Genomic DNA, 19,968 nt, shown 5'->3' with positions numbered 1-19,968 from the left:
GCTCAGTGCTGGACGACGACCTCGATGCGCTGGAACTCCTTGACCTCGGTGTAGCCCGTGGTGGCCATCGCGCGACGCAGGGCGCCGACGAGGTTCATGGTGCCGTCGGCCACGCTCGAGGGGCCGAACATGATCTCCTGCAGCGTGCCGACGGGAGCGAACTCCACCCGCTCGCCCCGCGGCAGGTCGGCGTGGGTGGCCTCGCTGCCCCAGTGGAAGCCGCGGCCGGGCGCCTCGGTGGCGCGGGCCAGCGGCGAGCCGATCATCACCGCGTCGGCGCCGCACGCGATCGCCTTGGCGATGTCGCCGGAGCTGCCGATGGAGCCGTCGGCGATGACGTGGACGTAGCGCCCGCCCGACTCGTCGAGGTAGTCGCGCCGGGCCGCGGCGACGTCCGCGACGGCGCTGGCCATCGGCACGGCGACGCCGAGGACGGTGCGGGTGGTGTGCGCGGCGCCGCCGCCGAAGCCGACGAGCACGCCTGCTGCGCCGGTGCGCATCAGGTGGAGGGCGGCCTGGTAGGTCGCGCAGCCGCCGACGATGACCGGGACGTCGAGCTCGTAGATGAACTCCTTGAGGTTCAGCGGCTCGGACTGGCTGCTGACGTGCTCCGCGCTGACGGTGGTGCCGCGGATGACGAACATGTCGACGCCGGCGTCGACGACCGCCTTGACGTGGTCCTTGGTGCGGTTCGGCGAGAGCGAGCCCGCGACGGTGACACCGGCAGCACGCATCTCCTTCAAGCGGGCGGTGATCAGCTCGGGCTTGATCGGCTCGGTGTAGATCTGCTGCATCCGACGGGTGGCCTCGGCACCGGTGAGACCGGCCACCTCCTCCAGCAGGCCGGTCGGGTCGTCGTAGCGCGTCCAGAGGCCCTCGAGGTTGAGCACCCCCAGGCCGCCCATCTGGCCGAGCGCGATCGCGGTGGAGGGCGACATCACGGAGTCCATCGGCGCCGCGAGGACGGGGATGTCGAAGCGGTAGGCGTCGATCTGCCAGGCGGTGCTGACCTCCTCGGGGTCGCGGGTGCGCCGGGAGGGCACGATCGCGATGTCGTCGAAGGAGTACGCCCGACGGCCGCGCTTGGCGCGGCCGATCTCGATCTCGGTCATGAGCGGCAGCCTATCGGCGTCGCCTCAGAAGCCGAGGTCGCGGGCGGTGCTCCGGATCCGGTCGGCGCTGGCACGCAGTCCGGCGAGCTCGGCCTCGCTCATCGGCACCTCGAGGCGACGCTCGGCACCACCCGTGCCGACGACGGTCGGCACGGACAGGCAGACGTCGCCGATGCCGTGGTAGTCGTCGAGCAGCGTGGAGACCGGCAGCACCCGCTTCTCGTCGCGCAGCACGGCCTCGATGATCCGGCTGCCGGAGACGCCGATGGCGTAGTTGGTCGCGCCCTTGCCCTTGATGATCTCGTAGGCCGCGCCCACCACCTCCGCGGCCATCGCGTCCCGGTCGGCGGCGGGCACCAGGTCGGTCACGGGCACGCCGCCGATGCTCGCGCTGCTCCACAGCGGGATCTCGCTGTCACCGTGCTCGCCGACGACGTAGGCGTGCACGTTCTGGACGGCCACCCCGCAGCGGGCGGCGACCAGCCCCCGCAGCCGGGCCGAGTCGAGCACGGTGCCCGAGCCGAACAGCTGCTCCGTGCCGAGCCCGGTGAGCTTCTGGGCGGCGTACGTCACCACGTCGACGGGGTTGGTGACCATCACGAAGCGGGCGTCGGGCGCCGCCTCCACGAGGGCCGGCATGAGGGAGCGGAGCATCCGCGTGGTCGAGGCGGCGAGGTCGAGGCGGGTCTGGCCGGGCTGCTGCTTGGCCCCCGCGGTCACCGCGACCACCTGGGCGCCCGCGCAGACCGAGACGTCGGCCGAGCCCTCGACGTGCGCCGTGGGCAGGAACTGCAGGCCCTGACGAAGGTCGAGCTCCTCGGCCCGCACCTTGGCGGCGTCGACGTCGTGGAGGGCGACAGTGGTGGCGACGCCGCGCACGAGGCACGCGTAGGCGAGGGTCGAGCCCACGGCACCGGCACCGACGATGGCGATCTTGGCGGAGGTCACGCCGCCATCGTGGCAGCCGGCGCCGCGGGAGGACAGGGCCGACCGAGAGGGCGCCTGGGCAACATCTCGTGAACAGATTCGCCATAACGCCACGCCGCCGACACGCCGTTCCTACGGTAAAACTGTGGGGAACCTGGGGAAGCGGCCCGTGCGGCCGCAGCGAACGATCGCGCGCACGCTCGCAACCGTCTGCCTGGCCGGCGGCCTGCTGAGCCTGGCCGCGACGACCGCGCACGCCGAGGACGACTACCCGTGGGCGTGGCAGGGCCAGTGCCCGATCGTGCCGCAGGAGCCGATCGTCGAGCCGGCGCCGACGCCCACCCCGACCCCGGCCCCCCAGGCGGGCGACGCCGCAGGCGACGAGGACGGGGGCGCGACGGGCGACAAGGCCGGCGACCCCGCTCCCGCCGTCGTGACGCCGCCGCCTCCTCCGGAGCCGGTGCTCGATCCCCTCAGCGGCCACCTCTACGACCCGCGTGGCCCACGGCCGACGTGCACGAAGTGGGTCTGGTCGATCAACGGCTCCCTCGGCGACCCGTGGGGCTTCGTGTGGCGCAACTGCACCAGCTTCGTCGCGTGGCGGATGCAGGAGCGCAACGGCATGGCGGGCTTCAGCAACTCCTTCGGGGGGCAGCACTGGGGCAACGCCGAGCACTGGGACGACGCCGCCCGCGCCCTCGGCTACCGCGTCGACTCGGTCCCGGCGATCGGCGCCGTGGCGCAGACCGACGCCGGCCGGGTCGGGCACGTGGCCTGGGTCTCGGCGATCGGGCCCGGCACGGTGACCATCGAGGAGTACAACCACTCGCTGCCGGGTGGCTACGGCACCCGGACCGTCCCTGTGGGCGACTTCCGCTACCTCCACCTCGACGACGTCGCGCCCTCCCCGCTGGTCGGCTCGGACCGTCCGGTGGTCTCCGTCCCGGACGGGCTGGGCGAGTCGTGGACCGCCCGCGTCGACGACGGCGGCACCCTCCGCGTCGCCCGCCCCGGTCGCCCGGCGCGCATCGTGGGCCTGCGCGGCGGCTTCTCGCCGGTCGTGGCGCCCGCGCTCACGCTGGACCGCCGCGGACGTCCCTGGGTCGCGGCGACCACCCGCACCGGGTCGGTCCTGGCGGGCACCGTCCGCGGCGCGCGGTTCGCGCTGCGGCCGGTGGGCGCCGCGGCGCCGACCTCGAGCCCGGCGCTCGTCCTGTCCCGCACCGGTCGCCCCGTCGTGGCGGCGGTCTCCCCCGAGGGCACCCTGGTAACTCGCCGGTTCACCGAGCGGGGCCGGTGGAGCCGACCCGCCCGCGTCGGCCGGCCGGGCTCGTGGGCCACCCACACCGCGCCGGTGCTCGGCACCGACGGCGCCGGCCGCACCTGGCTGGTGGCCGTGGGCTCCGGCGGGGCGACGTACGCCACCGGGCTGGAGAAGGGCCGCCTGGCGCGGCTGTCCGGACCCACCGGCTCCGTCACCTCGACCCCTGCGTTCACGCTCGCCGCCGACGGCACCGCGCGACTCCACCAGGTCACCACCGATGGCCGCATCACCGTCCGCACCCTCCGAGGCGCGCGCTGGGGCCGGGCTGCCACCCTCCCCGGCGAGTGGTCGCCCTACTCCTCCCCCGCGGTCGACGAGGTCGCCGGCCGGCTGGTGGTCGCCGCCGTCGACGGGCACGGCACCCTGCGCGTGCGCGCCGCGGTCGAGGGGCAGCGCTCCCGGCTGGCAGCGCGGCTGCGCTCCGCCGGCGACCCGACCCGGTCACCGGGCCTGGTCACCCGGCGCAACGGCGGCGTCTTCGTGGTCTCCCTCGGCGCCCGGCGCGTGCCGGAGTCCCGGCTCCTGACGCGACCGGCCTCGGCCGTCAGCGGCGACACCTCACCGACCCGTGGCGGCTTCACGCCCTGACCGGCGCCTGCCCACACCCCCGGCCGTACGACGGCGCGGCCACCCCGAACGGGTGACCGCGCCGCCGTCGTGAGGTGACGGACGCCGGTCAGCGGCCTGCGTAGGCCCAGGACGAGACGTTCTCGGTGTTCTCCGACCCCGTGAAGCCCTCGGCGGGCGAGTAGGTGTCGGTCACGAACTGGATGTTCTCGTCGTCCGCGGTGCCACCGACGTTGTCAGGGCCGACGCCGTAGAGGTTCTGCCCGAAGTTGGCGCCGCCGGAGTCCATCATGTTGTGGATCTCGTCGGCGTTGTCGGTGTGGTAGCTGCCGATCGTGTGGCCGATCTCGTGGGCCGTCACGTTGGCCACCGCGCTCGACACGAACCCGATCCGGTCACTGCTGGCGTTGAGGTAGGTGTTGAGCGAGGACGCCGGACCCGCCGCCGCGCTGAGCACGTCGAGGAGCACGATCGCCTCGTCCTGGTGGCCGTAGTTGCCCGGGTCGATGTACTGGGCGATGCCGATGGTGCTGATGCCGGTCTCGGCGATCGTGCCCGCGACGTAGATGCGCGAGACGTTCTCCTGCCCGATCAGCTCCGGGTTGGTCCGGGCGTTGAGCACGTCGACGTTGACCGCCAAGTTGGTGCCCGCCAGCTCGGCCTGGATGTTGCGCCGCACCAGGTTCACGATGCGGTTCTCCACCTTGCGGGCGTCCGCACGCGGGATGCCCCACTGCGGGACGAACGCGGCGAAGGGCGAGACGTTGCGCTGGCCGGGGCCGCCCCAGGTGCCGGTGTTGACGCGACCGGGTGCGAAGTCGAGCAGCACCGTCTGCCGGCGGCCGCGGTCGCCCTGGGTGCCGGGACGGTAGCCCTCGACGAGGACGTCGTAGGCACCGGTGGCGCCGGAGACCTGCACGGAGTACCAGCCGGCCTCCTCGGCGACGTAGGCGATCGCGGTGTTGCCGCCGCCCGGGAGCGGGGAGGTCGGCGGGTAGAGGAAGGTCGCGTCGGTGCCGACGCCACCCACCCGCTCCTCGCCCGACGGCGTACGCACGGTCAGGCCGGTGGCAGCGCCCGTCCCGGTCGAGCCGATGGTGTCACCGGGCCGCAGCCGCACGGAGTAGAAGTCGGCGTCGAGCTTCTGGCTGGCGATCGAGACGCGGTAGTTGCCGATGTCGGCACCGCCGGCGCCGCTGCCGGAGTCGAACGGGTCGGCCGGCAGCGGGTCGAGGGCGTAGCCGCCGACCATCACGTAGTAGGTGCCGGGCTCGGCGGGCTTGTAGGAGAGGCTGCTGAGCACCCCGGTGCCGCTGTCGTCGTCGGCCGCGAGGGGCGTGCCGTCCGCGCCGTAGACGACGAGGATCGTGTCGGTGGTGGTGGCGCTGCCCTCGGTGTGGGCGGTCAGCGTCATCCCGGCCCCGACCTCGACGGCGTAGAAGTCGAAGTCGTTGGTGTCGTCGCCGGCCGGGGCGGGACCGTGCGGCCCGTCGCCCAGCACCGAGCTCGTCACGGTGGAACCGGTGCCCGCGATCGCGGTCGGCGTGGCCAGCGGGATCGCACCCTGGTCCTCGGTGGTCGTCACGGTGCGCGGCGTGCTCGTCGGCGGCGCGGCCAGGCTGCCGAGGATCCGGACGGCCGGCATCCGGGCGGCCGCGGTGCCGAACTCGGGGATCGGCTCGGCATCGAGGTGGGAGTCGTTGGACCCTGCGGTGCCGTCGGGCTCCTCCTCGTCGTGGACGAACGGCGTCAGGACGGCTCGCGCCGCGACGCCCTTGCGCCCGGCACCGAGGGCCTCGCGGCGGTTGGCCGCGAGCCGCTTCGACGTGGCCCGCTGCTCGGCCTTCTCGTGCATGAGCTTGTTCCAGGCGAAGTAGTTGGCGTCGGTGATGGACGGCAGGTTCGCGAGGTAGGGGTTGGGGTTGACGTTCGCCGTGAGCGAGGCGACGCCGTCCTCCTTGGGCGCGACCTGGAAGCCCAGGTCCAGGGCCGTCTGCTGCGACGGCGTGACGCTGTCGTCACCGGCTGGTGCGGCGGTGGACAGGGCTGGGGTGACGACGGCCAGCAGCCCGGCACAGCCGGACGCGACCAGGATGTTTCTGCGCACTGAAGCGCTCCTCCCGAGAGAAATCAGGATCGAGCACATCGTGGTCGATGGATCACACCGTCGCGGGGCCCGATCCCCTGACCCTCGCCAACGTAGGCGCTACCGCGGGGTGGGGGAAGAGTCGTAAGTAGCAGGTCAGGAGCCGCTGTAGTTGGGCGCCTCGACAGTCATCTGCACGCCGTGCGGGTGGCTCTCCTTGAGCGAGGCGGACGTGATCCGCACGAAGCGGCCCTTGTCCTGCAGCTCGGGGATGGTGCGCGCACCGACGTAGAACATGGACTGGTTGAGCCCACCCACGAGCTGGTGGGCCACCGCGGAGAGCGGGCCGCGGTAGGCGACCTGGCCCTCGATGCCCTCGGGCACGATCTTGTCGTCGCTGGCCACCTCGGCCTGGAAGTAGCGGTCCTTGGAGTAGGACTTCTTGCCGCGGCTGCTCATCGCGCCGAGCGAGCCCATGCCGCGGTAGGACTTGAACTGCTTGCCGTTGACGAAGACCACGTCGCCGGGCGACTCCTCGCAGCCGGCCAGCATCGAGCCGACCATGACCGAGTCGGCGCCGGCGACCAGCGCCTTGGCGATCTCGCCGGAGTGCTTCATGCCGCCATCGGCGATGAGGGGCACGCCAGCAGGCTTCGTGGCGAGGGACGCCTCGTAGACCGCGGTCACCTGGGGCACGCCGACCCCGGTGACGACGCGGGTGGTGCAGATCGAGCCGGGGCCCACGCCGACCTTCACCGCGTCGGCGCCCGCGTCGACGAACGCCTGCGCGCCCTCGCGGGTCGCGACGTTGCCGCCGATGACCTGCACGTGCCGGGTCGCCGGGTCCGTCTTGAGCCGGCGGACCATGTCGAGCAGGAGGTGCACGTGGCCGTGGGCGGTGTCGGCCACCAGCACGTCGACGCCCGCGTCGATCAGCGTGGTCGCGCGCTCCCACGCGTCACCGAAGTAGCCGATGGCTGCGCCGACGAGCAGCCGTCCGTCGGCGTCGTAGGAGGCGTGCGGGAACTGCTCGCCCTTGACGAAGTCCTTGACCGTGATGAGGCCACCCAGACGACCCTGCTCGTCGACCAGCGGGAGCCGCTCGCGCTTGTGGGCGCGGAGCAGCGCGGTGGCGTCGTCACGCGAGATGCCGACGGTGCCCGTGATCAGGCCCTCCCTCGTCATCACCTCGTCGACCTTGGTGGTCGCCCACTCCGCGACGGGGGTGAAGCGCAGGTCGCGGTTGGTGATGATGCCGAGCAGGTGGTTGTCGAGGTCGACGACCGGGAGGCCGGAGACGCGGTACTCGCCGCAGAGCCGGTCGAGCTCCTCGAGCGTCGCGTCGGGACCGATGGTCACCGGGTTGGAGATGATGCCCGTCTGCGTGCGCTTGACCAGGTCGACCTGGCGGGCCTGGTCCTCGATGGAGAGGTTGCGGTGCAGCACGCCGATGCCGCCCTCGCGGGCCATCGCGATCGCCATCCGCGACTCGGTGACGGTGTCCATCGCCGCACTGATCAACGGCACGCGGATCGAGATCTCCCGCGTGAGCCGCGTCGTGGTGTCGATGTCGCTCGGGGCGAGGTCGGACTCGCCCGGCAGCAGCAGCACGTCGTCGTAGGTGAGGCCCAGCGCAGCGAACTTCTCGGGGATCTCCACGCCCACATTCTACGGGCGGCCCGTGGGTGCTCTGAGAGGGTGTCGGCATGGCGCTGGGGACGACGCGGTGGGGGCGCACCGTCTGGATCGCCGCGATCGCCGCCTTCGTGGCCCGCTTCCCCGGCCTGCTCTGGCCGCTGCGGCCCGACGAGGCCGGCTTCCTCCTCGTCGCCCGCAGCCTGCACCCCGAGCCCGACTCCCTCTACGGCCGCTACTGGGTGGACCGGCCGCCGCCCGTCATCTGGCTGGTGCAGGCCACCGACTGGGTGGGCGGCGCCTACACCCACCGGCTGGTCGGCGCGCTCGCCTGCGCGCTGCTGGTCCTCGCGTCGGCGGCGGCGACCCGCGAGACGGCCCTCCGCGCCGGCGTCGTCGACCCGGTCGCCGTACGACGCCTGGCGGGCTGGGTCGCCGTCGGGACCGCGGCACTGGTCAGCAACGCCCAGATCGACCCGGTCGCGGCGAAGGGCGAGGTGCTCGGCATCCCGCTGGTGCTGGCGTCGTGCTGGCTGTCGTTGCGGGCCGTACGACGCCTCGCCGCCGCCGACGCCTTCTGGGCGGGCTGCCTGGCCGTGCTCGCGGTGGGCTTCAAGCAGAGCATCCTGGGCGGGATCGTCTTCGGTGCGGTGCTTCTCCTCGGCTCCGCCGCCGCCCGGCACCTCCCCGGGCGCACGGCCGGGAGGTTCGCCCTCGCCGCGGTCGCCGGCGGCGCCGTACCTGTCGCGGTGGTGGTGGCCTGGACGCTCGCCTCGGGGTCGCGGCTGCAGACGCTCTGGTACACCTCGGTCTCCTTCCGCTCCGACGCCAGCCGCGTCATCGCCTCGCAGAACTCGGAGGGAGCGCAGAGCCGCATCGGAGTTCTGGTGGTCGTCTTCGTGGGTGTCGGGATGCTGCTCCTGCTCGTCTGCTTCCTGGTGCGGGTGCCGAGCCTCGTGCGCCACGACGCGGTGCCTGTCGTCGCGATCCTGGCCATGGTCACCGTCGACCTGCTGGGCGTGGCCTTCAGCGGCAGCTTCTGGCTGCCCTACCTCTTCGTCCTGGTCCCGCCGCTCTCCCTGGCGCTCGCCGCCCTCGTCGCCCACGACCACCTCGGGCTGTCGCGGCACCGGGTGTCCCCCGCCGTCGTGGCTGTCGTGGCGACCTCGAGCGTGCTGTCCCTCGTCGCCTGGACCGCGGCATGGGCGGTGGGCCGGGTGCCGGTGGAGGTCCGCACCGGCGAGGCGATCGCCGCGGCCGCGCGGCCGGGCGACCGGGTGCTCGTCTACGGCGGCCGGGCCGACATCCAGTGGGCGAGCCGCGCCGAGTCGCCATACCCGTATCTCTGGTCCCTGCCGATGCGCACGCTCGACCCGGACCTCGAGGAGCTGCGGCGCGTGCTGACCGGCAGCAACCCGCCCACCTGGTTCGTCGAGGCGACCCACATCACGGCCTGGAGCGAGCTCGGCACCCGGCCCATCGAGCGCTCGCTGATCAGCAAGTACGAGTTCGTCCGCACGGCCTGCGGCCGCTATCGGATCTACCACCTCAACTCGGTCGACCCGATCGACGTCGACGTCGACTGCAGCACGCCCTACCGGACGATCTGGGGGTCGTGAGGTCGTTTCCGCCTGACCACATGCGACAGGCCCGCACCGGAGTCCGGTGCGGGCCTGTCGTGCGGAGCGGGGTCGGTCAGTGACCGTGACCGTGCCCGTGGCCGCCAGCGGCCGCGGGCTCCTCGTCCTCGGGCTTGTCGACGACCAGCGTCTCGGTCGTGAGCAGCATGGCGGCGATCGACGTGGCGTTGACCAGGGCCGAGCGGGTGACCTTGACCGGGTCGAGGACGCCCTGGGCGACCAGGTCGCCGTAGGTGTCGTCGGCGGCGTTGTAGCCGTTGCCGACGCCCAGCTCGCGGACCTTGGCGGTCACGACGTAGCCGTTCACGCCACCGTTCTCGGCGATCCAGCGCAGCGGCTCGTCGGCCGCCTTGCGGACCACGCGCACGCCGGCAGCCTCGTCACCGGTGAGGCCGAGGTTGTCGTCGAGCACCGAGACGGCGTGGATCAGCGCCGAGCCACCGCCGGGGACGATGCCCTCCTCGATCGCGGCGCGCGTCGCGGAGACGGCGTCCTCGATGCGGTGCTTCTTCTCCTTCAGCTCCACCTCGGTGGCGGCGCCGACCTTGATCACGCAGACACCGCCGGCCAGCTTGGCGAGGCGCTCCTGGAGCTTCTCGCGGTCCCAGTCGGAGTCGGTGTTCTCGATCTCGGCCTTGATCTGGTTGACGCGACCCTCGACGGCCGAGCTGTCGCCCGCACCCTCGACGATCGTGGTGTGGTCCTTGGTGATGACCACACGACGCGCCTGGCCCAGGACCTCGAGGCCGACCTGGTCGAGCTTGAGGCCGACCTCGGGGGCGACGACCTGACCGCCGGTCAGGATCGCGATGTCCTGCATCATCGCCTTGCGACGGTCACCGAAGGCCGGGGCCTTCACCGCGGCGACGTTGAAGGTGCCGCGGATCTTGTTCACGACCAGGGTCGAGAGCGCCTCGCCGTCGACGTCCTCGGCGAGGATGAAGAGCGGCTTGCCGGTCGCGATGACCTTCTCGAGCACCGGGAGGAGCTCCTGGATCGAGGAGATCTTGCCCTGGTGGAGGAGGATGTAGGGGTCGTCCAGGACGGCCTCCATCGACTCCGGGTCGGTGACGAAGTAGGCCGAGATGTAGCCCTTGTCGAACTGCATGCCCTCGGTGAACTCGAGCTCGGTGCCCATGGTGTTGGACTCCTCGACCGTGATCACGCCGTCCTTGCCGACCTTGTCGAAGGCCTCGGCGAGCAGGTCGCCGATGTGGCTGTCCCGGCTGGAGATCGTGGCGACGGACGCCATGTCCTCGCGGGACTCGACCTCGCGGGCGGCCTCGCGCAGCGCGTCGCCGACGGCCTCGGCGGCGGCGTCCATGCCGCGCTTGAGCCCCATCGGGTTGGCGCCGGCCGCGACGGCACGCAGGCCCTCGTGGACCATGGCCTGGGCCAGCACGGTGGCAGTGGTGGTGCCGTCACCGGCGACGTCGTTGGTCTTGGTGGCCACCTCCTTGGTGAGCTGGGCACCGAGGTTCTCGAACGGGTCGTCGAGCTCGATCTCACGCGCGACGGTCACACCGTCGTTGGTGATCGTGGGGGCGCCCCACTTCTTGTCGAGGACGACGTAGCGGCCCTTGGGGCCGAGCGTCACCTTGACGGCGTTGGCGAGGGCGTCGACGCCGCGCTCGAGGGCGCGGCGGGCGTTCTCGTCGAACTCCAGGATCTTGGGCATCTGGGTGTGCTCCTAGGAACGGGTGAAAGGGGTTCGCCCGGACGTCATGGCCGGTGGTCGCCGCAGCGACCCCGCGGCCATGACGTTCCGGGCGAAGGGGATCAGGAAACGACCGCGAGGACGTCGCGCGCGCTCAGGATGAGGTACTCCTGGCCGGCGTACTTGACCTCGGTGCCGCCGTACTTGCTGTAGATGACCTTGTCACCCACCGCGACGTCGATCGGGACGCGGTTGCCGTTGTCGTCGACACGACCGGGACCGATCGCCACGACCTCGCCCTCCTGGGGCTTCTCCTTGGCGGTGTCCGGGATGACCAGGCCGGAGGCGGTGGTCTGCTCGGCTTCGAGCGTCTGGACGACGATGCGGTCCTCGAGGGGCTTGATGTTGACCGACACTTCGGATCAACCTCCACTTTCTCTTCACGAGATTCTTCAGGAGACCAGATCCAATCGTCTGGGCTCCCAGGACGTGGGCTCACGGTCCGGCGGCACGCCGTCGCGGGGGTCGTGCCAGGCTCGCGAGCATTGGCGCTCTCGGGTCGAGAGTGCCAGAACAGACGCTAGCACTCTCCCCAACCGAGTGCTAGCGCAGGCCACACTCCGCCACCTGACAGGATGCACGCGTGGAGATCGAGACGCTGGCGTGGCTGCAGACGACCGAGGGCGGGCGCCTGCTGGACCACGCTGCGCGGGCCTGGGCCGAGCATCCCGGCGACCCGGTGCGGGTCGCGAGCCTCGTACGCCGTCTCGAGCCCGACGCCGAGAAGGCCGCCGCCGCCACGACGCAGGCGCACCTGCGCGAGCGTGGCGTGGCGAAGTTCGGCGACGACGCCCGGTTGATGTTCTTCACCCCCGACGCGCTCGAGCAGGCCACGCGGTCACGCGTCGCCGACCACCGGGCGGCCCGGCTGGCGGCCGCGATCCCTGGCGGCAGCGTGATCGACCTGGGCTGCGGGATCGGGGGCGACCTGCTCGCCTTCGCGCGAGCCGGGCTGATCGCCGCCGGCGTCGACCAGGACCCGGTCCGGGTCGCGATGGCGCAGGCGAACCTGACGGCCCTCACGCTGCCGGGCGCCGTGCAGGCCGGGGACGCGACCACCGTCGACCCCTCGGGCTTCGACGCGGCCTTCGCCGACCCGGCGCGGCGCGGCGGCCGGGGTCGCGTCTTCGACGTCGAGGGGTGGACGCCGCCGTGGCCGTGGGTGCTCGACCTGCTCCGACGCCGCTCGCTGGTGAAGGTCGCCCCCGGCATCGGCCACGACCTCGTGCCGCCGGGCGTCGAGGCGGAGTGGGTCAGCGACGCCGGCGAGGTCAAGGAGGCGGTCCTCTGGTCGCCCGACCTGTCCACCACCGACCGGCGTGCGACCGTCATCGGCGAGGGCGGCCTGGCCACCCTCACCGACGACGACCTGCCCGCGCCGGACGAGGACGCGTCCCAGGTGCGTCCCGTCGGCGCCTTCCTCTACGAGCCGGACGGCGCGGTCATCCGCGCCGGCCTGGTCACGGCCGTGGCCGCCGGCGTCGGCGGCGGGCTCGTCGACCCCCACATCGCCTACGTCACCAGCGACGCGTCGTTCCGCACGCCGTTCGCGCGCGGCTACCGCGTGGTCGAGCACCTCCCCTACCGCGAGAAGCAGCTCAAGGCCGCCCTCCACGAGCGGCGCGTCGGCCGGCTGACGATCAAGAAGCGGGGCGTGCAGGTCGTGCCGGAGGAGCTCCGCAAGCGGCTGTCGCTCGCGGGCGACAACGAGGCGACGCTGGTGCTGACCCGGGCCGCCGGTCACGGCACGGCGCTGCTCGTCGAGCCGTTCTGACCCGCTGACGCCACTCCGTCCTCAGGACCGGCAGCCGCTCCGCTCGACGCCGCCGACCCGGACCGGGAGCCGGCCGGGGGCCGGTGCCTGTCCGAGCAACACCTCGACCAGGACGTCCATCGACGCCGGGGTGTCACCGAAGGTCGCGATGCGCGTGGGCGCGGAGACCCGGCCCAGCACCCAGGGGCTGTCCGTGGCGACGGCGACGGACCCGTCGACCGGTGCGTCGTGGAACCCGGTGAACCCGACGGGCGTGCCGGCCGCGAGCCGCGCGTCCTCGCGGGCGATCCAGGCGGCGAGCCGCGCCTCGCGGCGAGCCTCCACCTTGCGCCAGGCGCGCGTCCGCTTCCTGTACGCCTTGCGACGCTCGCGCTTGCGGCGCTCGGGCTTGGGGACCGCCCTGGCCAGTCGCGTCGGGGTGGCCTTGCGCAGGAGAACGCCGAGGCCGGCCCGACCGGCAGCGGCCGCGAACACCGCGACCGCCCCGGGGTCGCCGTAGGCGTGCACCTGCTCCCCCACCAGCCGACCCGAGCACTGGCCCGCGACCACGGTCACCGCGGCCGCCGACAGGTCGCGTGACGCGCCCCGTGCCGAGCCGATCGCTGCGCCGGTCCCACCGGCGAGGTGCATGAGCAGGGCGACCTGCCGCGCGGCCGCCTGTTCCAGCCTCCGCCGCGGAAGCGCGCCGGAGTGCACCGCACGCACGACCGCAGAGCGGGCGACCGCCGGGGACGGGGGCATCAGGAGCACGTCCGCGCCGGCGCGCAGCGCCTGCACCGCCGTACGTCCGGCGTCGCGACCGCGCGTGACACCGGCCATGTCGAGCGCGTCGGTGACGACCAGGCCGCCGAAGCCGAGGTCCTGGCGGAGCAGGCCGGTGACCACCTTGCGCGACAGCGACGACGGCACGCGCGGGTCGACGGCACGGACGTCGAGGTGACCGACCATCACGGCGGGCAGGCCCTCCTCGACCGCGCTGCGGAACGGCACCAGGTCCGTCGCCTCGAGGTCCTCGAGCGTCTTGGCCTGCACCGGCAGCGTGAGGTGGCTGTCCGCCGGGACGGAGCCGTGCCCCGGGAAGTGCTTGACGACGGGCAGCACGCCGGACGCGGCGAACCCGTTCGCGGCAGCGACGACGTGCTCGGCCACCGTGCTGGGGTACGACGACGCCGCCCGCGACCCGATCGTCGGGTCCCCGGGACCGGAGGTGACGTCGGCATCGGGAGCGAAGTCGACGGTGAAGCCGAGCCCGCGCAGCTCGGCTCCGCTGGCGGCGTACGCCCGCTGGGTCAGTGCGACGTCACCGGCGGCGCCCGCGCTCATGAACGTGGGGAAGCGGGTGGCGGCGCCCCGCAGCCGCTCTACGACCCCGCCCTCCTGGTCGACGCCGAGGAACAGCGGCCACGTGCGGCCCACACGACGGGTCAGCCGGGTGTTGACCGCCTGGATCTGGTCGGCGGAGGCGATGTTGGAGTCGAAGGCGATGACACCCCCGAGGTGGAGCCGTCGGACCATCTCGACGGGCGCGGCGGTGCCGCTCCACTGCGCGACGATGGTCTGCCCGGCCAGCGACGGCAGCGGCATCTTCCGTACGAGCTCCGCCGCCCGGTCGAGCTCGGCCCGGTCCGGCCCCCAGCCCTCACTGAGCCCGAGCTCCTCGGAGGGCGTGGGTGGCACGGTGGGCGTCCCGCTGGCCGCAGCCTCGTCGGCGCCCGGTTCCCCATCAGACCCGGCGTCTCCTCCGTCGCAGGCCGCGAGCGACGCCGCGAGGGCGAGGCTCGCGAGCAGGCCGACCGCCCGGGAGGGCGCGCCCGTCGCCACCCTCGCCGGCCTCGTCCGCATCGGGTCATCGTGGCACGACGCCGGTCGGTCCCGCCTCACCGTCCGTGCCGGTCCGGGCGCTCCCACGGCCAGGCGGCGGCGAGCCACGCGGCAACCGCGTCCGCAAGCGGCTCGTCGAGCTCCGCCCGCTCCGCGCTGACCCACGACTGCACCTGCACGTCGTGCTCCGGCGACCTCGTCGGGTAGAGGTAGACGCAGCCGATGACGTCGCCGCTCGACGGGTCGAGCACGGTGAAGGTGAAGCCCTTGCGTGCCTCGAAGTCCGCCGCGTGCCGGGTGAGGTCCGCGAGGTTGGCCTCAGGCGACATCCCGTGCGCGGGTGGCCAGCCGCCGTCGGGGTAGCCCTTGGTGGCGCGGATGTGCTCGATGCTCGAGGACCAGGCGGCCAGGTCCGACTCGTTGTGCTGGGGACCGAGCGGCTCCAGCCGGACGTCGTCGGTGACCATGGACCGTGGCGGCTCGAAGCCGGCCGGCACGAACGGCTCGCTGCTCATCCCCCGACCGTAGCCGCGCCGCCCACTGCCCCGCCTCCCCGTTTCCGAAGGCGGCTCCTCGCCTCCCCGCCCCCGCCTTCCGGGGCCGCCCTGCCCCCGGCCGGGCCCCCGGTGCTCCCCTCCCACGGCGCACTGGCAGCTGAGTCGCTGAGCGACTCACGTCCCACGGACGTCGCCGCGCCAGCTGCCGGCCGCCGCCCTGGCAGCTGAGTCGCTGAGCGACTCAGGTGCCAGTGGCGGCAGGTGGACCGGTGGGAGGGGCCGAGACGGCGGGCGTCAGGTGGACCGGTCGGGTGCCCGCGGCGGAGGACGGCGCTGGCCCGGCAGGAGCCCGGCAGGGGCCGTGCGGACCGGGACGGGGCGGGCGGGGTTGTGGACGGAGTGGGGCTGTGGAGGAGCTCCGGGCGGTTGTCGGTGGGCGGGGATGGGATCGGAGGACGACAGCGAGGACAGGAGGCGAGGCATGGCGATCACGCGGACGAGGGTCGATCCGGCCGAGATGGCGGAGTGGACCGACGACGAGGTGGACCACTACCTGATGGGGCCGTTCGACGGGGAGGTCCCCGGGTTCGTGCGTCGCGTCCGTCGGATCCTCGACGTCTCGCAGCGCGGGCTGGCCGCGCTGCTCGGCGTCTCGCAGTCGCAGGTGGCCAGGTGGGAGACGAGGCGGACGAGTCCGCGCGCCTCCATGTTGGTGGAGATGCTGCGGCTGGCCCGGCTGCGCGTGCACCTCCACGACGCGAGGACCGGCAAGGAGGTCGAGCCGATGCGCGACGACGGCGCACGGGACCGGGCACGTCGCCGCTACCCGGCGCACGTCGACCTCAGGGTCACCGGGTGGTGGATGCCGCGTGACGCGATGATGACGGCGCAGGACCTGCGGTGGCAGGCGCGGTCGAGGCGGTGGGAGGTGCCTGCGGTGCGCTACCACCAACGCCGCTGGCGACACGTCTTCCGCCGCGTGCGCGGCACGCCGGTCGACCACCCGGCGCGGCACCAGCTGGTCGCGGAGGCCCACCACCTCGACGAGCTGCGGGATGAACGCCGCCGCCAGGCGCTGGCGGACCGCCCGCAGCCGCCGACGAGGCCTCGTCCGCCGCTCGGCCGGCTGTCCGCGTGAGACCGGGGACAGCCGGCGCGACCGACGTCACCGGGGCCGGCCGAAGTGCAGAGCGGAGCGATCAGACGTTGGCCTTCTCGGCCCCGATCGTGGTGTCCGGCCCGTGACCCGTGTGGACGACCGTCTCGTCGGCGAGGTTGAAGAGCCGCGCGCGGATCGACTCCTTGATCAGCTCCGAGTCGCTGTAGGACCGCCCGGTCGCCCCCGGCCCTCCCTCGAAGAGGGTGTCGCCGGTGAAGACGCAGCCGAGGTCGTGGACGTAGAGGCACACCGCACCGGGCGCGTGCCCGGGTGTGTGGATCACCGTCACCGCGGCGCCGCCGATGGTGAGGGTCTGTCCGTCGCTGAGGTCGACGTCCCAGAGCTCGGCACCCTCCTCGTCACCGCCGTGGGTCAGCTCCCACAGCGGGCGGTCGTCGGGGTGCAGCAGGATCGGGGCTCCCGTCGCCACGCGCAGCGCCGGCGCGACGCGGACGTGGTCGTCGTGGGCGTGCGTGCACACGATGGCCTTCACGGTGCGACCGGCGACCACCTCCAGGATCGCGTCGACGTCGTGCGGTGCATCGATGACCAGGCACTGCTCGTCGTCACCGATCACCCAGACGTTGTTGTCGACCTGGTGGGTCTCCCCGTCCAGGGAGAAGGTGCCGGAGACGACGGCGTGGTCGACCCGCGCGGTCACAGAACCACCACCGAGCGCAGGACCGAGCCCTCGTGCATCTTGTCGAAGGCCGCCTCGACGTCCTCGATGCCGATCTCCTCGGTCACGAAGGCGTCGAGGTCGAGCCGACCCTGCTGGTAGAGGTCGACGAGCATCGGGAAGTCGCGCGAGGGCAGGCAGTCGCCGTACCAGGACGACTTCAGCGAGCCACCACGGCCGAAGACGTCGATGAGCGGGATGTCGGGCACCGTCATGTCCGGTGTGGGTACGCCGACCAGCACGACCGTGCCGGCCAGGTCGCGGGCGTAGAAGGCCTGCTTCCACGTCTCCGGGCGCCCGACCGCGTCGATGACGACGTCCGCGCCACCCTCGTGGCCGGTGCCGTCCGGCGGCGGCGTGAGGGAGCGGATCGCCTCGACGGCGTCCACCTCGGAGGAGTTCACGGTGTGCGTGGCCCCGAGCTTCCTGGCCGTCTCGAGCTTCCGGTCGTCGAGGTCGACCGCGATGATCTTCGAGGCACCCGCCAGCGCCGCACCGGCGATGGCGGCTGCGCCGACGCCGCCGCAGCCGATGACCGCGACGGTCGAGCCGCGCCCGACGTTGCCCGTGTTGATCGCGGCGCCGAGCCCGGCCATCACCCCGCAGCCCAGCAGCCCCACCGCCGCGGGACGCGCCGACGGGTCGACCTTGGTGCACTGGCCGGCCGCCACGAGGGTCTTCTCCGCGAAGGCGCCGATGCCCAGCGCCGGGGAGAGCTCGGTCCCGGCCAGGTCGCCCTCGGCCAGGGTCATCTTCTGGGTCGCGTTGTGGGTCGCGAAGCAGTACCACGGCTCGCCGCGGTCGCACGCCCGGCAGTCGCCGCAGACCGCGCGCCAGTTGAGCACCACGAAGTCACCCGGCGCCACCGACGTGACGTCGGGACCGACCGCCTCCACGATGCCCGCGGCCTCGTGGCCGAGCAGGAAGGGGAAGTCGTCGTTGATCCCGCCCTCGCGGTAGTGCAGGTCGGTGTGGCAGACACCGCAGGCCTGCACCTGCACGAGCGCCTCGCCCGGCCCCGGGTCGGGGACGTTGATGGTGGTGAGCTGTACGGGCTCCCCCTTGGCGAGGGCGACCACGGCCCGGACCTGCTGCATCTGCTGACTCCTGTCGTCTGCTGCGGCTCGTCGTGACGAACGTTTGCCGAGGAGCCTTCCAACTCCCTCCAAACAGATGCAACCCCGGGGCGGGCGTTTGCGTCCTCACTGCAGCTCGACCAGGACACACCACACGAATCAAGGACGGGGGTGAAGGGTGAGCACGACACTTGTCGACATGGCCGCGCAGGACCGTCGGTCCGCCAAGGACGCCGAGTTCTCGGCGTACATGTCCGCGCGCCAGGCCGCCCTGTACCGGACGGCGTACCTCCTCGTCGGCGACCACGCCGGCGCCGAGGACCTCCTGCAGAACGCCTTCGCCAAGCTCTACCTGTCCTGGGAGAAGGTCCGCGACCACGGCGCCCTCGACGGCTACGTCCGCCGGGTGATGGTCAACGAGCACAACTCGCTGTGGCGCCGGGCGTGGAAGCGCCGCGAGCACTCGACCGACACGATCCCCGACACCGGCGTCCTCGACGAGTACGACGACGGGATGGGCGGCGTGCTCTGGTCCTTCGTGCAGACCCTGCCGCCGAGGCAGCGCTCGGTCATCGTGCTGCGCTACTACGAGCAGCTCAGCGAGGCCGAGATCGCCGACGTGCTCGGCATCTCCGTCGGGACGGTCAAGTCGCAGGCCAGCCGGGCCCTGGCCGGCTTGCGTGCCCGTGCCCCGCAGTCGCTCACCCCCCACGAGTCCGGAGACGACGCCCGATGAACACCACTCCCCTCGAGGACCGCGTCCACGACGCGCTGCACCGGCGCGTCGACCCGCTGCAGCACGCACCCCTCACCGTGACCGACGTACGCCGTCGCGCCGGGCGCATCCAGCTCCGCCGACGCGTCGCCGCCGGCGCGGCCGTCGCCGCCGTGCTGGCCATCGCGATCCCGGTCGGGCTCGGCGTCAGCGGTCCCGCCCAGCGCAGCGACGTGCCGCCAGCCACCACGCCGCCGGCTCCCACCGTCACCGGCACGGTGCTGATCGACCCCCGCAGCGCCGAGGTGGTCGACTCCACCTCCGTGCCGCTGGTCGACGTCGACGCCCCCAGCCTGATCACCCAGGACGGCACCGTCACCCTGCCTGGACCCTTCTCGACCATCACGCCCTACCTCGACGGGTGGGTCGGCGTGGCGATGGACGAGGGCGCCGGCACGATCCAGTTCCTCAGCGCCGCGCGCGAGGTGGAGGACTTCGCCGGCCCGACCGGTGGCCTCGTCGTGAGCGCGGACGGCCAGCGGATCTCCTGGTCGGAGTACGACGGCTCGCGGTGGCGGGTCATCGTCGCCGACCCCGCCGGGAAGACGGAGTGGGTCTACACCACGTTCCCGCCCGCTCCGCAGGACCACCGCGTCGAGCCCGTCGGGTTCGTCTCGCAGGACGAGGTCGCGGTGCGGCAGTACGACAACACCGGTCCCACCCGGACGTTCGTCGCCGGCGGCGGAGCCCCGGTCGCGGTGCCGGGCCTCGTGCAGGCGGACGCTGCCTCGTCCACGACCGGCCTCGTCGCAGGGCTCACCGAGATCAAGGCGGACGGGTCGTGCTGGGGCGTCGTGGACGGCGTGGCACGCACGGGCACCACGCTCTGGGACACCTGCGACTACCGCCTCGGCAGCTTCAGCCCGGACGGCGGCCACCTCGTCGGCACCGCACCCGACGCGGACGGCAACGGCTCCCCCACCCTCGCTGTCCTCGACGCCACCACCGGCGAGCCCGTCGTCGACTTCGAGGTGGCCGGAGCCCGCACGCAGGTGGTCGGGATCTGGTCCCAGATGGCGTGGGAGGACGACGACACGCTCGTCGTGCGGGTGATGACCGGCGGCGACGACTACTCGATCGTCCGGCTGGGACTGGACGGCACGGTCGAGCGGGTGGACATCCCGAGCGCGGGGGTGTCGGGGCTGTCCGTCGCCGAGGTCCGCTAGTCCGGGCCCTCGG

Annotated in this window: 16 protein-coding genes; 6 read left to right on the top strand and 10 right to left on the bottom strand. The window is 72.9% G+C overall.

Translation table 11 applies throughout. The features are described from left to right. Positions 1–2: 2 nt before the first annotated feature. Entirely contained in the window at positions 3–1,112 is a 1,110-nt protein-coding gene (locus ASC64_RS06250; protein ID WP_056906682.1) for a GuaB3 family IMP dehydrogenase-related protein, read from the bottom strand. 24 nt (positions 1,113–1,136) lie between these two features. Beyond that, entirely contained in the window at positions 1,137–2,060 is a 924-nt protein-coding gene (locus tag ASC64_RS06245; protein WP_200937481.1) for an L-lactate dehydrogenase, read from the bottom strand. Between the two features lie 148 nt (positions 2,061–2,208). On the opposite strand from ASC64_RS06245, the gene ASC64_RS21945 reads away from it, so the two are divergent. Then, a complete protein-coding gene (locus tag ASC64_RS21945; protein WP_056906681.1) occupies positions 2,209–3,951 on the top strand; it encodes a CHAP domain-containing protein in 1,743 nt (580 codons plus the stop codon). Positions 3,952–4,039: 88 nt separating this feature from the next. On the opposite strand, the gene ASC64_RS06235 is transcribed toward ASC64_RS21945, so the two are convergent. Together ASC64_RS06235 and guaB are read right to left on the bottom strand one after the other, a co-directional pair. Continuing rightward, the gene (locus ASC64_RS06235; RefSeq protein ID WP_056906680.1) at positions 4,040–6,037 is read right to left on the bottom strand and encodes a PPC domain-containing protein; all 1,998 of its coding nucleotides are present in this window, start codon (positions 6,035–6,037) and stop codon (positions 4,040–4,042) included. A 135-nt stretch (positions 6,038–6,172) separates the two neighbouring features. Beyond that, positions 6,173–7,675, bottom strand: a complete 1,503-nt coding sequence (gene guaB / locus ASC64_RS06230) for an IMP dehydrogenase (protein WP_056906679.1) — start codon at positions 7,673–7,675, stop codon at positions 6,173–6,175. 47 nt (positions 7,676–7,722) lie between these two features. Between guaB and ASC64_RS06225 the strand changes: the two genes are divergently transcribed. Continuing rightward, positions 7,723–9,270, top strand: coding sequence for a hypothetical protein (locus tag ASC64_RS06225; RefSeq protein ID WP_056906678.1), 1,548 nt, complete (start codon positions 7,723–7,725; stop codon positions 9,268–9,270). A 76-nt stretch (positions 9,271–9,346) separates the two neighbouring features. Here the strand turns inward: ASC64_RS06225 and groL are convergent, their stop codons facing one another. Together groL and groES are read right to left on the bottom strand one after the other, a co-directional pair. Beyond that, a complete protein-coding gene (gene groL / locus ASC64_RS06220) occupies positions 9,347–10,969 on the bottom strand; it encodes a chaperonin GroEL (RefSeq protein ID WP_056906677.1) in 1,623 nt (540 codons plus the stop codon). A 101-nt stretch (positions 10,970–11,070) separates the two neighbouring features. Beyond that, the gene (gene groES / locus ASC64_RS06215) at positions 11,071–11,364 is read right to left on the bottom strand and encodes a co-chaperone GroES (protein WP_056906676.1); all 294 of its coding nucleotides are present in this window, start codon (positions 11,362–11,364) and stop codon (positions 11,071–11,073) included. A 227-nt stretch (positions 11,365–11,591) separates the two neighbouring features. Here groES and ASC64_RS06210 point away from each other — a divergent pair, with 227 nt between their 5' ends. After that, entirely contained in the window at positions 11,592–12,782 is a 1,191-nt protein-coding gene (locus ASC64_RS06210; protein ID WP_056906675.1) for a class I SAM-dependent methyltransferase, read from the top strand. Between the two features lie 21 nt (positions 12,783–12,803). Here ASC64_RS06210 and ASC64_RS06205 read toward each other — a convergent pair whose 3' ends face one another. Together ASC64_RS06205 and ASC64_RS06200 are read right to left on the bottom strand one after the other, a co-directional pair. Then, positions 12,804–14,624 (bottom strand): glycoside hydrolase family 3 protein, encoded by a 1,821-nt coding sequence (locus tag ASC64_RS06205; RefSeq protein WP_082550246.1) that lies wholly within the window; start codon positions 14,622–14,624, stop codon positions 12,804–12,806. 35 nt (positions 14,625–14,659) lie between these two features. Beyond that, positions 14,660–15,118, bottom strand: coding sequence for a GNAT family N-acetyltransferase (locus ASC64_RS06200; RefSeq protein ID WP_056906673.1), 459 nt, complete (start codon positions 15,116–15,118; stop codon positions 14,660–14,662). Positions 15,119–15,581: 463 nt separating this feature from the next. Here ASC64_RS06200 and ASC64_RS06195 point away from each other — a divergent pair, with 463 nt between their 5' ends. Beyond that, positions 15,582–16,238, top strand: a complete 657-nt coding sequence (locus ASC64_RS06195; RefSeq protein ID WP_056906672.1) for a helix-turn-helix domain-containing protein — start codon at positions 15,582–15,584, stop codon at positions 16,236–16,238. Positions 16,239–16,299: 61 nt separating this feature from the next. On the opposite strand, the gene ASC64_RS06190 is transcribed toward ASC64_RS06195, so the two are convergent. Beyond that, positions 16,300–16,920: an MBL fold metallo-hydrolase gene (locus ASC64_RS06190; RefSeq protein ID WP_056906671.1), complete on the bottom strand. Its 621-nt coding sequence runs from the start codon at positions 16,918–16,920 to the stop codon at positions 16,300–16,302. Beyond that, entirely contained in the window at positions 16,917–18,035 is a 1,119-nt protein-coding gene (locus ASC64_RS06185) for an S-(hydroxymethyl)mycothiol dehydrogenase (protein WP_056906670.1), read from the bottom strand. Before ASC64_RS06185 ends, ASC64_RS06190 begins: the two co-directional genes overlap by 4 nt. Before the next feature lie 157 nt (positions 18,036–18,192). On the opposite strand from ASC64_RS06185, the gene ASC64_RS06180 reads away from it, so the two are divergent. Both ASC64_RS06180 and ASC64_RS06175 read left to right on the top strand, forming a co-directional pair. After that, complete coding sequence (locus ASC64_RS06180; RefSeq protein ID WP_235563554.1) at positions 18,193–18,750, top strand: SigE family RNA polymerase sigma factor; 558 nt, start codon at positions 18,193–18,195, stop codon at positions 18,748–18,750. Then, positions 18,747–19,955: a hypothetical protein gene (locus ASC64_RS06175; RefSeq protein ID WP_056906668.1), complete on the top strand. Its 1,209-nt coding sequence runs from the start codon at positions 18,747–18,749 to the stop codon at positions 19,953–19,955. The genes ASC64_RS06180 and ASC64_RS06175 overlap by 4 nt, the downstream gene beginning before the upstream one ends. The last annotated feature ends 13 nt before the right edge of the window (positions 19,956–19,968 follow it).

The organism is Nocardioides sp. Root122, from assembly GCF_001425025.1.
In the GTDB taxonomy this organism is placed as follows: domain Bacteria; phylum Actinomycetota; class Actinomycetes; order Propionibacteriales; family Nocardioidaceae; genus Nocardioides.
This window is presented reverse-complemented; position numbering and strand designations above follow the sequence as displayed.